Source organism: Streptosporangium sp. NPDC023615 (assembly GCF_040640155.1).
Lineage (GTDB): Bacteria > Actinomycetota > Actinomycetes > Streptosporangiales > Streptosporangiaceae > Streptosporangium.
The window spans coordinates 78,361-93,614 of sequence record NZ_JBFABE010000028.1 but is presented as its reverse complement, the minus strand read 5'-3'; the positions used below and the strand labels follow the sequence as shown (position 1 = coordinate 93,614).

The 15,254-nt window shown below is 71.5% G+C and carries 10 protein-coding genes; 6 read left to right on the top strand and 4 right to left on the bottom strand.

Features of this window, described 5'->3' with window-relative positions:
- Positions 1-520: 520 nt before the first annotated feature.
- Both AB0G16_RS20840 and mgrA read left to right on the top strand, forming a co-directional pair.
- On the top strand, positions 521-2,581 hold the full coding sequence (locus AB0G16_RS20840) for a S9 family peptidase (RefSeq protein ID WP_362807106.1): 2,061 nt from the start codon (positions 521-523) through the stop codon (positions 2,579-2,581).
- The gene (mgrA, locus tag AB0G16_RS20835) at positions 2,578-3,606 is read left to right on the top strand and encodes an L-glyceraldehyde 3-phosphate reductase (RefSeq protein ID WP_362807104.1); all 1,029 of its coding nucleotides are present in this window, start codon (positions 2,578-2,580) and stop codon (positions 3,604-3,606) included. The genes AB0G16_RS20840 and mgrA overlap by 4 nt, the downstream gene beginning before the upstream one ends.
- A 96-nt stretch (positions 3,607-3,702) precedes the next feature.
- Here the strand turns inward: mgrA and AB0G16_RS20830 are convergent, their stop codons facing one another.
- Positions 3,703-6,129: a lysylphosphatidylglycerol synthase transmembrane domain-containing protein gene (locus AB0G16_RS20830; protein ID WP_362807101.1), complete on the bottom strand. Its 2,427-nt coding sequence runs from the start codon at positions 6,127-6,129 to the stop codon at positions 3,703-3,705.
- Between the two features lie 766 nt (positions 6,130-6,895).
- Here AB0G16_RS20830 and AB0G16_RS20825 point away from each other — a divergent pair.
- Both AB0G16_RS20825 and AB0G16_RS20820 read left to right on the top strand, forming a co-directional pair.
- Positions 6,896-8,680: a M28 family metallopeptidase gene (locus tag AB0G16_RS20825; RefSeq protein WP_362807099.1), complete on the top strand. Its 1,785-nt coding sequence runs from the start codon at positions 6,896-6,898 to the stop codon at positions 8,678-8,680.
- A 40-nt stretch (positions 8,681-8,720) separates the two neighbouring features.
- A complete protein-coding gene (locus AB0G16_RS20820) occupies positions 8,721-10,736 on the top strand; it encodes a molybdopterin oxidoreductase family protein (protein ID WP_362807096.1) in 2,016 nt (671 codons plus the stop codon).
- A gap of 90 nt (positions 10,737-10,826) precedes the next feature.
- On the opposite strand, the gene AB0G16_RS20815 is transcribed toward AB0G16_RS20820, so the two are convergent.
- The gene (locus tag AB0G16_RS20815; RefSeq protein WP_362807094.1) at positions 10,827-11,276 is read right to left on the bottom strand and encodes a GNAT family N-acetyltransferase; all 450 of its coding nucleotides are present in this window, start codon (positions 11,274-11,276) and stop codon (positions 10,827-10,829) included.
- Between the two features lie 218 nt (positions 11,277-11,494).
- Here AB0G16_RS20815 and AB0G16_RS20810 point away from each other — a divergent pair, with 218 nt between their 5' ends.
- Positions 11,495-11,959 carry a hypothetical protein gene (locus tag AB0G16_RS20810; RefSeq protein WP_362807091.1) on the top strand — a complete coding sequence of 155 codons (465 nt, stop codon included), beginning with the start codon at positions 11,495-11,497 and terminating at the stop codon, positions 11,957-11,959.
- Between the two features lie 21 nt (positions 11,960-11,980).
- Here the strand turns inward: AB0G16_RS20810 and AB0G16_RS20805 are convergent, their stop codons facing one another.
- Positions 11,981-12,355: a VOC family protein gene (locus AB0G16_RS20805; RefSeq protein ID WP_362807088.1), complete on the bottom strand. Its 375-nt coding sequence runs from the start codon at positions 12,353-12,355 to the stop codon at positions 11,981-11,983.
- A 31-nt stretch (positions 12,356-12,386) separates the two neighbouring features.
- Positions 12,387-13,205 carry a class I SAM-dependent methyltransferase gene (locus AB0G16_RS20800; protein WP_362807085.1) on the bottom strand — a complete coding sequence of 273 codons (819 nt, stop codon included), beginning with the start codon at positions 13,203-13,205 and terminating at the stop codon, positions 12,387-12,389.
- A 190-nt stretch (positions 13,206-13,395) separates the two neighbouring features.
- Between AB0G16_RS20800 and AB0G16_RS20795 the strand changes: the two genes are divergently transcribed.
- Entirely contained in the window at positions 13,396-15,246 is a 1,851-nt protein-coding gene (locus AB0G16_RS20795; protein ID WP_362807082.1) for an acyl-CoA dehydrogenase, read from the top strand.
- Positions 15,247-15,254: the final 8 nt, after the last annotated feature.

The following is a 15,254-nucleotide window of genomic DNA, read 5'->3' as shown; positions in this document are numbered from 1 at the left end:
ACCCGACCACCGACCGGATCAACCAGCCGACCACCAGGGGCGTTCCATTTCGTATCCTTTTTGCTCTTTCGTTGTGCCCTTATTCTTTCAGCCTCGCTTTTTCGTGTCAAACCGGCTTGTTTTAAAGCGGTTGATTCGATCTGGCGGTGCTGGTGGAATTCAGGCTGCTCCGTCTCCGGAGCGACCCTCTGAACTTACCAGCCTCCGAGCGGCTCTGCGAACCGGCTCTGGAACCGTGGGTTTCAAAGGGGCGGTCGATGGACATGGCACAAGCCGTACGGAAGTCACCGAAGTGATTTGAGTGGTTTGCGCCGGACCCCGCCGACATCAAAAGATTAGCAGCCCTCGCGGACCGCTCGAGACGTAACGCCGAACCTCGCGGCCGTATTCCCTGGGCCGGGATCGGGGATCCGGCCCGGGCGACGCCCTCGGCACGGACGGAAGGCCGAGCCGCCGGACGGGTGAGGCCGGCCGGGCGGACGGACCCGAACAGGCACCGGTGGAAACGTAGACTCGGCGAGTGAGCAGCCAGATGCCGCCGACGGCGAAGAAGGTTCCCAGCAAGCGCGTGCACCACGGAGACACCGTGGTCGACGACTACGCGTGGCTGACGGTCAAGGACGACCCGGAGGTGGTCGCCTACCTGGAGGCGGAGAACGCCTACACCCAGGAGGCGACCGCCCACCTCAAGCCCCTGCAGGAGACGCTCTTCCAGGAGATCAAGGGGCGCACCCTGGAGACGGACCTCTCGGTCCCCAACCGCAAGGGCGGCTGGTGGTACTACTCGCGGACCGAGGAGGGCAAACAGTACGGCATCCAGTGCCGCGTGCCCGCCGACGGTGAGACCCCGCCCGAGCTCAAGACGGACGAGCCCCTCCCCGGCGAGAAGGTCATGCTCGACGGCAACGAGGTCGCCGGCGACTCCGACTTCTTCTCCCTCGGAACCAGTTCGATCAGCCCCGACGGCACCCTGCTGGCCTACTCCACCAACTTCACCGGCGACGAGCGTTTCACCCTCAGGATCAAGAACCTCGCCACCGGCGAGGTCCTCCCGGACGAGATCCCCGGCATCTTCTACGGCGGCGCCTGGTCGGCCGACGGCACGACCTTCTTCTACACGACGGTGGACGAGGCGTGGCGGCCCAACCGGGTCCACCGGCACACGATCGGGAGCCCCGCCGCGGACGACGTCCTCGTCCACGAGGAGACCGACGAGCGGTTCTGGGTGGGCATCGGGCTCAGCCGCAGCGAGCGCTACCTGATCCTCTCCGCCGGAAGCAAGATCACCAGTGAGGTGCGCCTCCTGGAGGCCGACGACCCCACCGGCGAGTTCCGTGTCGTCCGTCCCCGGGAGACCGGCGTGGAGTACGGCGTCGACCACGCGGGCGACCACTTCCTGGTCCTGCACAACCGGGAGGCCGAGAACTTCGAGCTGGCCACCGCGCCGCTCGACGCCCCCGGCGACTGGACGCCGCTGATCCCGCACCGCACCGACACCCGGCTGCTCGACGTGGAGGCCTTCGAGGGGCACACCGTCGTGCACTTCCGGCGCAACGGGCAGACCGGCATCCGCATCCTGCCCCGCTCCGGGGAGCCGTACGAGATCCCCTTCCCCGAGCCGATCTACGACGTGGCCCCGGCGGGCAACGCCGAGTTCGCCACCGGCAGGCTGCGGCTCGGCTACACCAGCATGATCACCCCGTCGTCGGTCTACGACTACGACCTCGAGACGGGCGAGCTGGTCCTGCTCAAGCGCAAGGCCGTGCTCGGCGGGTACGACCCCGACGACTACGAGCAGTTCCGCGAGTGGGCGACCGCCCCGGACGGCACCCAGGTGCCGATCTCGATCGTCGTCAGGAAGGGCACCGAGCGCCCGGCCCCCACCGTGCTGTACGGCTACGGCAGCTACGAGATCTCGATCGACCCGTCGTTCTCGATCGCCCGGCTCAGCCTGCTCGACCGGGGCTTCGTCTTCGCCGTTGCGCACATCAGGGGCGGCGGCGAGATGGGCCGTCACTGGTACGAGAACGGGAAGTTCACCAAGAAGAGGAACACCTTCACCGACTTCGTCGCCGTCGCCGAGCACCTCAAGTCCTCGGGCTGGTCCGGTCCCGTGGTCGCCAGGGGCGGCTCGGCGGGCGGGCTGCTGATGGGGGCGGTCGCCAACCTGGCGCCGGAGACCTTCGCCGGCGTGGTGGCGGAGGTGCCGTTCGTGGACGCGCTGAACACGATCCTCGACCCGTCGCTGCCGCTGACCGTGATCGAGTGGGACGAGTGGGGCGACCCGCTGCACGATCCCGAGGTGTACGCGTACATGAGGTCGTACACGCCGTACGAGAACGTCGACGACCGGGTCTACCCGCCCATCCTGGCGATCACCAGCCTGAACGACACCCGGGTGTTCTACCACGAGCCCGCCAAGTGGATCGCGAGGCTCCGTGAGGTCGCGCGCGGCGGACCGTTCCTGCTCAAGACGGAGATGGGCGCCGGGCACGGCGGCCGGAGCGGCAGGTACGACTCCTGGCGCGAAGAGGCGTTCACCCTCTCCTGGATCATCGACACGGCGAAGGCGGAACGATGACCTATCTCGCGGCCGACGACAGGTACGACGACCGGCAGCCGTACAACAGGGTCGGCAAGAGCGGGCTGAGGCTCCCGGCCGTCTCGCTGGGGCTCTGGCACAACTTCGGCGACGACAAGCCCTTCGAGACCCAGCGGGCCATCCTGCGCAGGGCCTTCGACCTGGGCGTCACCCACTTCGACCTGGCCAACAACTACGGGCCGCCGCCCGGGTCGGCCGAGACCAACTTCGGGCGGCACCTGCGCGAGGACTTCGCGCCGTACCGGGACGAGCTGGTCATCTCCACCAAGGCGGGGTACGACATGTGGCCCGGCCCGTACGGCGAGTGGGGGTCGCGCAAGTACCTGCTCTCCAGCCTGGACCGGTCGCTGCGGCGGATGGGGCTGGAGTACGTCGACATCTTCTACAGCCACCGGTTCGACCCGGACACGCCGCTGGAGGAGACGATGGGCGCGCTGGACCACGCGGTCCGGTCCGGCAAGGCGTTGTACGCGGGCATCTCGTCGTACTCGCCCGAGCACACCGCCGAGGCGGCGCGGCTGCTGCGGGAGATGGGCACGCCGTTGCTGATCCACCAGCCGTCGTACTCGATGCTGAACCGCTGGATCGAGGGCGGCCTGCTCGACGTGCTGGAGGAGGAGGGCGTGGGCTGCATCGCGTTCTCCCCGCTGGCGCAGGGCATGCTGACCGACCGCTACCTGAACGGCGTCCCGGAGGGGTCACGGGCCTCGCAGGGACGTTTCCTCACCCCGGAGATGCTCACCGAGGAGACGATGCGGCACGTCCGCACCCTGAACGGGATCGCGCGTGGGCGCGGTCAGTCGCTGGCGCAGATGGCGCTGGCGTGGGCGCTGCGCGACCGGCGCGTCACGTCGGTGCTGATCGGCGCGAGCAGTGTCGGCCAGCTGGAGGACAGCCTGGCCGCGGTGGAGAACCTGTCGTTCGAGGCCGATGAGCTGGAGGCCATCGACAAGGACGCTGTCGAGGCGGGCGTCAACCTCTGGGCCAGGTCGAGCGAGGCCTGAGCTCGTCCGTGCCCCGGCGGTCCGGCCGGACCGCCGGGGCACGGAAGGGCCCGGAGGGCCGGGACGCCCGCAACACCCGTCACGCCGGGCGCAGGGTCACAGGGCCCCCTGCCGTTGCAGGTAGGTGAAGGAGGCCCAGCCCGGCAGTACCGGCAGCCAGAAGGTCAGCAGCCGGAACAGCAGCACGGCCGGGGTGGCCACCTCGGCGGGCAGGCCGGAGAGGGTCAGGCCGACCGAGAGGGAGAACTCGACGGCGCCGAGACCGCCGGGGGTGGGGGCGGCCGAGCCGATGGCGTTCCCGGCCAGGAAGACGATGGCGACGGCGGCGATGTTGAGGGAGCCGCCGAAGGCGCGCACGGAGGCGTCCAGGCAGACCACGAAGAACACGGTGAGCAGCAGGGTGCCGCCGAAGCCCTCGGCGATCTTCGCGGGCGACTGCAGGACGTCCAGCAGCCGCGGGATCACCCCGGAGAACAGCGAGCGGAGCCGTGAGGTGATCATCCGGCGCAGGCGCGGCACGCTCACCACGGCCACCACGAGCACCGCCACCGCGAGCAGCGCGACCACGAGCGTGCGCGACGGGGTGAACGACGAGGCCGTGTTGGAGCCGGTGATGTAGGCGAACAGCAGGAGCAGCGTGATGTGGATGACCAGCCCGATGAGCTGGGAGGCCCCCACGCTGGCCACCGCCTGTCCGAGCGGGATGCCGCGTTTCTGCAGGTAGCGGCTGTTGATCGCGACGCCGCTCACCGCCGCGGGCGCGACGAGCTTGACGAACGACCCGGCGAACTGGACCAGCACGGTACGGCCGAGGGGCAGCTTCTCCGGCACGAAGCCCTTGAGCATCAGGGCGGCGGCGACGTAGCTCAGCATCGCGGCGACCAGCGCCACGCCCGTCCAGCTCCACTTGGCCGACGTGATCATGTTGAGGTTGATCTGCGTCAGGTAGTAGACCAGGAAGTACGCGGCGAACGCGGTGGCGATGATCGTGATCAGCGTCCGGGGGCGGAAGCGCTCCAGGCGGACCTCGTCGGCCTCGGCTCTCGGCCTGAGCTCGACGATCCGCTCGCGGATCTCGGTGAGCAGTTCCCTGTTCTTGCTGAGCGCGTTCCTGGTCTCGCGGGTCAGCGCGATCCGCTGGAGCAGCGGGAGCGCGTCGGCGAGCACGCCGGGCCCGGCCCCGGCCGCGGCGGCCTCCACGGCCCTGCGGGCCCCGACGCGGAGGCTGAGGTAGGTGAGCAGCTGGGCGATGTCGAGGCGGAGCAGCAGGTCACCGGCGGCGATCTCGCCGCTGCGGGCGTCCATCAGGACGACCCGTCCCTCGGCGTCGACGTGGATGCTGTCGCCGGTCAGACGGCGGTGGGCGAGCCGCTGGACCTGCAGCAGCAGGACCTGCTCCCAGATCTGGGCCAGCAGGTTGTCGTCGATCTCGTCGTCGGGGATGTCGTCGAGCGCGCGGGTGGGGGTGTGCTCGTAGGCGAGCAGCGCGGCCTCGCTGCCGATCTCGCTGGTGCCCAGCAGCCGGGGGGTGCTCGCCCCCGCCGCCTGCGCCGCGTACGCCATGAGGGCCTCGCGTTCCAGCTCGGCGCGGAGCGAGCGGATGGCCTTGCGGCGGGTCTCGGAGTTGAGGCGGATGCGACGCCAGAGGCGGTAGAGGACCCCGGCGACCTGGCGGTCCCGGTCCAGGACCGTGACGTCGAGACGGGTGCCGTCCCTCAGCTCGACGGCGTAGCGGCGGCTGCTCTGGTGGTCGTCGTCGAGCCGGTGGGCCTTGACCGGGGCGAAGCCGAGCTTGCGGAGCGCGGAGACGACCGCGCTGCCCGGGGGGCGGGTGTTGGGGCTGCCCACGCCGTAGAGGGTGGCGTAGCCGATCGCCAGGCCGACCAGGATGGAGACGACGATGCCCAGGATGGTCGCGGCGAACCCGGCGAACAGGGCGACGGCGTTGAGCGCGACCGCGCTCCACAGGGCCGCGCGCCAGGTGGGGCGGCGGGAGATGCGCACCGCGGTGACGTAGGCGATGATCGGGGTCAGCAGCGTGTCGACCGGCTCCACGCCCTCCCGGTTGCCGGTCAGCAGCAGCCGCAGGTCCTCGGGGCCGGCGTTGACGATCCACTCGCCGAGCACGTACGAGAGGACCATGGCGGCGATGGCGGCGAAGAGGCCCTCGGCCACGCGGAGCCCGTCACGGTGGAACACCCGTTCGATGGCGAAGGCCACGGGAACGCCCAGCATCGCCGAGGCGCTCAGCACCCCCGCCAGGCCGCTGAGCAGGAAGGGCGCCCGGTTGGTGCCGTCGGTGACGTCACCCTCCAGCCCGTTCAGGGTCTTCTTGGCGACCAGGGCGAGCAGGATCACCGCGACGAGCACGAGCAGGGTCGCCAGGAAGCGCAGCAGGTCCGAGGGGCGGCGGATCCGCTGCGGAAGCAGCGGCTCGACCACGCGCACGACGGTATCGCCGTCCGGCACCGGCGGGGTCCCGCCGGTGGACGTCGTCTCGCCAAGCTCCTTGATTTCCGTCACCGCCAGCGATTCTGCACGGTCCGCATCACAGGTGCGTCACCGCTTCACTCCTTCAGTGTTCCCAATGGGCGTCGTACACGTGTCGGCGGCCTCCGGTGATCTCCGGCGGCCCCGACGGCGTCACTTCCATCCTGGCGCTCCAGGCCGGGAAACGCGGGCGCGTCACGACACCGCGTGCGTCCCGGTCCGTGAGGGCGGGAGGACGGAGACATACCGGAAAGACCGGAGCGGCACGAAAAGACGGGACCTCACCGGGACGGCGGGGTCTGGCCGGGACGGCGAGGCGGCGCCGGGAAGGCGGGACCTCTCCGGAACGGCGGGGTCTGGTCGGGACGGCGGGGACGGTGGCGGGACGGTGGCGCGAAGGTCTCCGGCGGGACCTCGCGGAAACGGCGCCGGCGGGCCGGCCGATCGGTCTACGGTTGACCTCCGCCGCCGCGGGGCCCCCGCCGCCCGGCCGGCGGAGGCCCGGGGTCCGGGGTTCGGGTCCGGCAGGAAGATCAGACGAACACTGCGTACCTGTCACAGATGGAGAATTGACCCTCCTAGCTGCGGAAACGCTGGATTTAACGGGTGACGGCCTGACAGGCTGAAGGTCATGTTCCGTCGCCCGCCGACGGCCCGCGCGGGCGTGCCCAGGGACGCGGGGACCCCCCTTCACGGCCGCGTCCACCCTCGCGTCCGGGGAGGGGGCCCTCTCGTCGTGGCCCCCTCGCGCCGGGGTCACGGCGGGGCGGCCGCTCGATCCACGCAGAGGAGTTCCCGCATGAGCGCACGTGCCTCCGGGGGGGTGCCGGTCGCGATCCTCGCGATCGCGGTCATGACCCTGTCCGCCGTCTCCGCCGCACCCGCCGAGGCGGCGCCCGCCGTCCAGGCACCCGCCGTCCAGGCGCCCACGGCCCCGGCATCCGCCGTGAACCCGCTGCCGCCGGGCGCGGAGACGTTCGGGAGGTCGATCGGGCTCGCGTCCGTCCGGCGGCACCTGGAGAGGTTCCAGAGCATCGCCGACGCCGCCGGCGGCAACCGGGCCGCGGCCACGCCGGGCTACGACGCCTCGGCCGACTATGTCGCGAGCAGGCTGCGCGCCGCCGGTTACCGGGTCACCATGCAGGAGTTCAAGATCTCCTTCTTCCAGGAGCGGACGGCGCCCACGCTGCGCCGGGTCGCGCCCGCCCCCGCGACGTACGAGCCCGGCACGCGGTTCAGGACCATGACGTACTCGGGCTCGGGGAAGGTGACCGCGCCGGTGCAGGGGGTCGACCTGACGCTGCCGCCGAGCAGGACGCCGAGCTCGACCTCCGGGTGCGAGAAGAGCGACTTCGCCGGGTTCGTCCGGGGCAACATCGCGCTGATGCAGCGCGGCACCTGCAGCTTCCAGGTCAAGGCGGAGCTGGCCCAGGCGGCCGGCGCCTCCGCGGTGATCATCTTCAACGAGGGCCAGACCGGCGAGGGCGTCGCCGACCGCAGGCCGCTGATCAACGGTTCGCTCAACGTCTCGTCGGTGACCATCCCGGCGATCGGCGCCGACTTCGCCACGGGCGCGGCGCTGGCGGCGCGCGGGACGACCGCGTCGCTCTCGGTGGACGCCGAGAGCGCCCCCGACCGCAGGACGCGCAACGTCATCGCCGAGAGCCGCCACGGCGACCCGGGCAGGGTGGTCATGCTGGGCGCGCACCTGGACAGCGTCGCGGCGGGCCCCGGCATCAACGACAACGGCTCCGGCAGCGCGGCCGTGCTGGAGACGGCGCTGGCGGCGGCCCCGCTGCGGACGCGCAACCGGCTGCGCTTCGCCTTCTGGGGGGCCGAGGAGCTGGGGCTGCTGGGGTCGAAGCACTACGTGGCCGCCCTGCCGCCGGCGGAGAGGGCGAAGATCAGGCTCTACCTGAACTTCGACATGATCGCCTCGCCGAACCACGTCTTCGGGATCTACGACGGCGACTCCTCCGACCCCGACGTGGACTCCAGGCCGCCCTCGGGATCGGCCCAGATCGAGCACCTCCTGCAGGCGTACTTCAAGGCGGTCAAGCAGCCCTACCAGGACTCCGACTTCACCGGCCGCTCCGACTACGGCCCGTTCATCGCGGTGGGCATCCCGTCGGGCGGGCTCTTCACCGGCGCCGAGGGCGTCAAGTCGCCCGAGGAGGCGGCGAGGTTCGGCGGCGTCGCGGGCGTCGCCTACGACAAGTGCTACCACCAGGCGTGCGACACCATCGCCAACATCGGCGACAGGGCGCTGGCGGTGAACACCGGTGCGATCGCGACCGCGGCGTTCGCCTACGCCTACGCCCGTGACCTGCCCGGTGAGGACGCCTCCGGCTCCTCGGGGACCGGTGGGTCGAGGAGCGGCGGACCGGGGACCGGCGAGCGGGGCGCCGTCGCGCCGGGGACCGGCGACCAGAGGGGCGGCGGGCAGAAGGGCGGCGGGCCGGGGACCGGCGGGGGCGGGCTGGGACGCGACCACGCCCACGACGGTCACGGCGCCCACGGTCACGTCCGCGACGATCACGCCCACGACGTCCCCGGTCACGGCCACGGCGGCCTCCTCAGGTGACGCGTGTGCCCCGCCGGGACGCCGGCGTTACAGTCGGAGCATGTCGTCAGGCGAATTGCGAGTGCTGGGGTCGTGCCCGCTGGACTGCCCCGACACCTGCTCGTGGGTGGTGACCGTCCAGGACGGCAGGGCCGTCAGGCTGCGCGGCAACCCCGAACACCCCTACACCCGCGGCGCGCTCTGCGTGAAGGTCAACCGCTACCTGGAGCACGCCGCGGCACCCGACCGCATCCTGTACCCGATGCGCCGGATCGGCCCCAAGGGCTCCGGCAGGTTCGAGCGCATCGGGTGGGACGAGGCCCTTGAGGAGATCTCCGTACGGCTGCGCGGCATCGTCGAGGAGTACGGCGGCGAGGCCATCTGGCCCTACGCGGGCACCGGCACGCTGGGCTACGTCCAGGGGACCGAGGGGATCGCGGGCCGGCGCCTGTGGAACGTGCTGGGGGCCTCCAGGCACCACCTGAACATCTGCTCCGTCGCGGGCAACACCGGCCTGGAGCAGGTCTACGGCACCCCCGGCGGCATGGACCCCGAGACGTTCGCCGACTCCAGGCTCATCCTGCTGTGGGGCACGAACACGCTGACCAGCGGGCACCACCTGTGGAAGTTCATCCAGGACGGCCGGGCCGCCGGGGCGCACGTGGTGGCGATCGACCCGATCCGCACCCGTACGGCCGAGCAGGCCGACGAGCACCTGCCGATCCGGCCGGGCACCGACGCCGCCCTCGCGCTGGGGCTGATGAACGTCGTCCTGGCCGAGGGCGCCGAGGACCGCGACTTCCTGGAGAGGCACACCAGCGGCTGGGAGGACTTCCGCCAGGAGATCCTCCGGTACCCTCCGGCGCGGGTGGCGGGGATCACGGGTCTGGAGGAGTCCGGCATCCGGGCCCTGGGCGAGCGGCTGGCCCGTACCCGGCCCACCGGCATCCGGGCCACCATGGGGGTGCAGCGGCACGCGGGCGGCGGCACCGCCGTGCGCACGATCGCCGCCATTCCCGGCGTGACCGGGGACTGGCGCCGTCCCGGCGGCGGGATCGCCTACTCCACCAGCGGGCACGTGCACCTGAACATCGACACCCGCGAGGACCTGCTGGCCCGGCCGGTCCGCACGCTCACCATGACCCGGCTGGCCGACGAGCTGGACGAGTCGGTGAAGTGCCTGTGGGTGTACGCGGCCAACCCGATGGCCTCCACCGCCGACCAGAACCGGATCCGCGAGAGGCTGCTGCGCGAGGACCTGTTCACGGTGGTGATGGAGCAGTTCCCGACCGACACGGTCGACTACGCCGACATCGTGCTCCCGGCCACCATGCAGATCGAGCACACCGACCTGCACGCGGGCTACGGCCACATGTACCTGTCGTGGAACGAGCCCGCGGTCGCGCCTCCGGGCGAGTGCCTGTCCACCACCGAGACGTTCCGCCGCCTGGCGCGGCACCTGGGGCTCACCGAGCCGTCCCTGTACGACTCCGACCTTGAGCTGGCCGAGCAGCTGCTCTCCTCGGGGCACCCGTCGCTGGACGGGATCACGGTCGACCGGCTGCGCAAGGAGGGGTGGGTCCGCCTCAACGTGCCCCGGCCCTTCGCGCCGTTCGCCGACGGCTTCCCGACGCCCTCGGGCCGGATGCGGTTCGGCGCGGGACCGGCCTACGTCCCCTCGCGCACGGCCTCGGCCGCGCCGGGCCCGTACCCGCTGGCGCTCGTCACGCCCGCCCCCCACACCTTCCTCAACTCCACCTTCGGCAACAACCCCGAGCTGCTGCGGCGCTCGAAGGGCCCGCGGATCGCGGTCAACCCCGAGGACGCCTCGCGGCGGGGGCTGAGCGACGGGCAGCGGGCCCGGGTGTTCAACGACGAGGGCGAGTTCGAGGCGGTCGTCGAGGTGAGCGAGCGGGTGCGGCCCGGCGTGGTGGCGTCCACCAAGGGACACTGGCGCAAGCTGAGCCCGGGGGGCGCCACGCCGAACGCCGTGGTGGGCGCTCGCGACGCCGACATGGGGCGCGGTGCCGTCTATCACGACAACCTCGTCGAGATCGGCCCGTGCGCCTCGGGATGACGGGGAAGGGGCCGGCCGGGGCGTCCGGGCCCGCACCGGGAAGGGCCCTGAGGGAGGGGTCCGGGGTCGCATCGGGGAGAGGTCCCGGGGTCAGGTCAGGGAGAGCTTGTACCCCTCGTGGGAGGCCACGAAGCCCAGGGAGTCGTAGAAGCGGTGGGCGTCCGCGCGGCTCTTGTCGGTGGTGAGCTGGACCAGGGCGCAGCCTCGGGAACGGGCGCGGTCGAGGGCCCACTCCATCATCGTGCGGCCCAGGCCCCGTCCCCGCACGCCGGAGGCGATCCTGACCGCCTCGATCTGCATCCGGAGCGCGCCGCGACGGGAGATGCCGGGGATGTAGGTGAGCTGCATGGTGCCCACGACCTCGCCGTCCAGCTCGGCGACGATCAGCTCGTTGCCGGGGTCGGCGTCGATGAGCGCGAAGGCGGCGCGGTGCTCGTCGCCGAAGTCGCCCTGGCGGCCGGCCGCGACGACGTCGTCGGCGAGCAGGGCCACGACGATCGGCACGTCCTCGGCACGGGCGATACGGAATTCCACCGGCACGACGGCCAAACTACCCGAGATCACGGGCTTGCCGTGTTCTCGGGGGAGCGCCAGGAGCCCGTCGCCGACGCGGACGGCCCCGGACGCCAGGTCATCGGCGCGGGAGACGCGGAGAGCCGGTACGGGAAGCGCGGGCGGCACCCCGACGCGGTGACCCCGGGAACAACCAGGGTCGCTCCCCGATGTGGACAGGGGGGCACGGCGGGCACGCTGATGGCATGAACGACGAACTGACTCGACGTGACGAGATGTCCCTTGCCGGCGCGGCCCTGCGCGGTGCTCCCTGGAGGACCGCCGCGGTGGCCGGCGGCGCTCTGGCGGTCACCAGCTTCGGAGTGGGCGTGCTGGCCGGCGACACGAACCTGACCTGGGCGATGGCTGTCGGGATCGGCCTGTTCTCGCTCATCGCGGCCATCGGCTCGATCAGCAGGCCCGCCATCGGGGACCGGGTGACCCGGCAGGCCCGCCTGTGGGCTCTGCGCCACCCCTGGCGATTCTCGCTCTATCCCGCGCTCGGCACCGCGACGCTCCTGTATCCGGTGCAGCTCATCCTCGACGGCGAGGGGGTGTTCGGCGCGGCGCTCGACGCCCTCCAGGGCGGTGTCGCGGTCTACCTGATCACCGCGCTCCTGGCCGTCGTCCTCAAGGGGCGTGGCCAGGCGTCCCTGCCCGGTGGCCACTGACCCCCCGGGCCCTCACGGGCGCTACGCCTTCTCGTGCTCGGCGCGGCAGACGCAGAACTCGTTGCCCTCGGGGTCGAGCATCGTCACCCAGCCGGAGCCGTCGGGGTTGCGCAGGTCGCTGAAGATCGTGGCACCGAGCCCGAGCAGGCGTTCGACCTCCTCCTCGCGGGTACCGCCCGGCGCGGCCGTGACGTCCAGGTGGATGCGGTTCTTGACGGTCTTGCCCTCGGGGACCGTCACGAACAGCAGATCCGTCGTGCCTCCCTGGAGGAGGAACTCGTCGTCGTCGTCCTTGTCCGTCTCGGGGTGGAACTTCAGGCCGGTGGCCTCGCTCCAGAAGGTCGCGACCTCGTAGGGCCGGATGCAGTCGAACGTCACGAAGTGAATGTCAATCATGGGCCCACCCAAGCCGCCTCCCTCGGGGCGGTCAACCGGTTTTCCCCGGCCTTGAGGGGCCCGGTCCGGGTGCCTCCCACCAGAGTGTGAACCAGCGGTCGCGGGGGACCGGCCACATGTCCAGCTCGATCACCGCCGAGACGACCTCGTCGGCGCGTTCGCGGCCGAGGCAGAGCCGCCTGCAGGCGCTCTCGGCGAGATCCTCCAGCCGGTCGAAGCGGGACAGCGGGGCCGGGCGCGACTCGTGGCGGACCCGGTGGCCGAGCCCCTCGGCGACGGCGATCACGTCGTGGGCCGTGGGACGGAGCGGGCGGGTGACGCCGTGGAAGTGCCGCCAGAGGGGGTTGAGCCAGCTCATCGGGTGCCGTTCGGTGAGCTCCAGCACCACCCGCCGGCGGGCGTGGGAGGTGAGCGCGGTCAGGAAGGCGGCCAGGTCCGGCACGTTGTAGACGACGTGGGCGGCGACGGCGACGTCCGCCACCAGGGTCCGGTCCGCGACGTCGGGCCAGCGGCCCCGCACGGTCCGCACCGGGACGCCCAGGGCGGCGGCCCGGGAGGTCAGCTCGGCGAGCATCGCGCCGGAGACGTCGACCGCGATCAGCTCCCCCATGGCGGGGACGAGCGGCAGCGAGGCCGCCCCGCTCCCGGCGCCCACGTCCAGCACGCTCCCGCCCGGCGGCAACGCCTCGGCGGTCCTGGTCAGGGTCGGCCCCTCGGGGGCCGCGAGGGCACGGTCGGCGCGCTCGGCGAACCGCGCGGCCGAGTGTCCCCAGGGGTCGGCCGGAGCCCCGGCCGCGATCTCCTCCGGGATGGCCCACCGTTCGAGGTCGGCCCGCCAGCGCTCGTCCATGGGGCGAGCCTAGGAGAGCGCCGCACGGGGGTCGACCCCGCCGCGGCGGCCACGGCGCTCTCTTCTCACCGACGTGATGTACATCCCACCCTGGCCTGTTTTCGGGGGGTTACTCGCGGGTAGCATTACCGGTAAAGTTACCGGCGAGTATGACAGGTTCCGGTTCCCCCGGTTTCAAGGAGAAGACCCCATGGGCCACTACAAGAGCAATGTCCGTGACCTGGAGTTCAACCTCTTCGAGGTCTTCGGGCGCCGGGACGTTCTGGGCACCGGCCTCTACGCCGACCTGGACGAGGACGTGGTGCGGAGCATCCTGAAGGAGGTCGACCGCCTCGCCACCGGGGTGCTCGCCGACTCCTTCGAGGAGGGCGACCGCACGCCCCCGGTGTTCGACCCCCAGACCGGGGCGGTGACGATGCCGGAGGGCTTCAAGAAGTCCTTCGCCGCCTACCGCGACGCCGGCTGGACCAACCTCGGGCTCCCCGCCGAGCTGGGCGGCCCCGGCCTGCCCAGCAGCGTGAACTGGGCCCTGGCCGAGATGGTCCTCGGCGCCAACCCCGCCGTGTGGATGTACTCCAGCGGGCCGGCCTTCGCCCACGTGCTGCACACCATCGGCACCGAGGAGCAGAAGCGCTACGCCGAGCTGGCCATCGAGCGGCAGTGGGGCGCCACCATGGTGCTCACCGAGCCCGACGCCGGCTCCGACGTGGGCGCCGGGCGCGCCAAGGCCGTCCGGCAGGACGACGGCACCTGGCACATCGAGGGCGTCAAGCGCTTCATCACCAGCGCCGAGCACGACCTGTCCGACAACATCTTCCACCTGGTGCTGGCCCGCCCCGAGGGGCACGGCGTGGGCACCAAGGGCCTGTCGATGTTCCTGGTCCCCAAGTACCACGTGGACCTGGAGACCGGTGAGCTCGGCGAGCGCAACGGCGTCTATGTCACCAACGTCGAGAAGAAGATGGGCCTGAAGGTCTCCACGACCTGCGAGCTCACCTTCGGCGGCGACCACCCGGCGATCGGCACGCTGGTCGGCGGGACGCACGAGGGCATCAAGCAGATGTTCATGATCATCGAGCACGCCCGGATGATGGTCGGCTCCAAGGCGATCGCCACCCTGTCCACCGGCTACCTCAACGCGCTGGCCTACGCCAAGGAGCGGGTGCAGGGCGCCGACCTCACCCAGATGGCCGACAAGTCGGCCCCGAGGGTGACCATCACCCACCACCCGGACGTACGCCGGGAGCTGATGCTCCAGAAGTCCTACGCCGAGGGCATGCGCGCCCTGGTCATGCTCACCGCCACCTACCAGGACGACGTGCTCATCGCCGAGCACGAGGGCCGCAGGGACGAGCACGCCGAGGCCATGAACGACCTGCTGCTCCCGCTGGTCAAGGGCGTGGGCTCGGAGCGGTCGTACGAGATGCTGTCCCGGTCGCTGCAGACCCTGGGCGGCTCGGGCTACCTGCAGGACTACCCGATCGAGCAGTACATCAGGGACGCCAAGATCGACTCCCTGTACGAGGGCACCACCGCGATCCAGGGCCTGGACCTGTTCTTCCGCAAGGTCCTGCGCAACCAGGGGGTCGCCCTCGGCTCGCTGCACGCGGACATCACGGCCTTCGCCGCCTCCGAGGCCGGCAACGGGCGCCTGAAGGCCGAGCGCGCGCTCCTGGCCGAGGCGGCGGACGAGGTCAAGGCGATGGCCGACACCATGGCCGGCTGGGCGCTCGGCTCGCTGGAGGTGCCCGCCGAGGTCTACAAGGTCGGGCTCAACACCACCCGGTTCCTGCTCGCCCTGGGCGACGTGGTGATCGGCTGGCTGCTGCTGCGCCAGGCCGAGGTGGCGCTGGCCGCCCTGGGTTCCTCCACCGACGCGCCGGGCGCGGCGGGCGGGCGGGGCGACACCGCCTTCTACACGGGCAAGGTCGCCGCGGCCTCCTTCTTCGCCCAGAGCGTCCTGCCCCGCGTCGCGGCCGAGCGCCGCACGCTGGAGGCGACCGACCAGAGCCTGATGGAGCTGCCAGAAGAGGCGTTCTGACCGTGGCG

Bases quoted from the DNA above. Each gene is read 5' to 3' on its own strand.
- mgrA (WP_362807104.1), top strand. From the start codon at position 2,578: ATGACCTATCTCGCGGCCGACGACAGGTACGACGACCGGCAGCCGTAC.
- AB0G16_RS20825 (WP_362807099.1), top strand. From the start codon at position 6,896: ATGAGCGCACGTGCCTCCGGGGGGGTGCCGGTCGCGATCCTCGCGATC.
- AB0G16_RS20820 (WP_362807096.1), top strand. From the start codon at position 8,721: ATGTCGTCAGGCGAATTGCGAGTGCTGGGGTCGTGCCCGCTGGACTGC.
- AB0G16_RS20810 (WP_362807091.1), top strand. From the start codon at position 11,495: ATGAACGACGAACTGACTCGACGTGACGAGATGTCCCTTGCCGGCGCG.
- AB0G16_RS20805 (WP_362807088.1), bottom strand. From the start codon at position 12,355: ATGATTGACATTCACTTCGTGACGTTCGACTGCATCCGGCCCTACGAG.
- AB0G16_RS20800 (WP_362807085.1), bottom strand. From the start codon at position 13,205: ATGGACGAGCGCTGGCGGGCCGACCTCGAACGGTGGGCCATCCCGGAG.
- AB0G16_RS20795 (WP_362807082.1), top strand. From the start codon at position 13,396: ATGGGCCACTACAAGAGCAATGTCCGTGACCTGGAGTTCAACCTCTTC.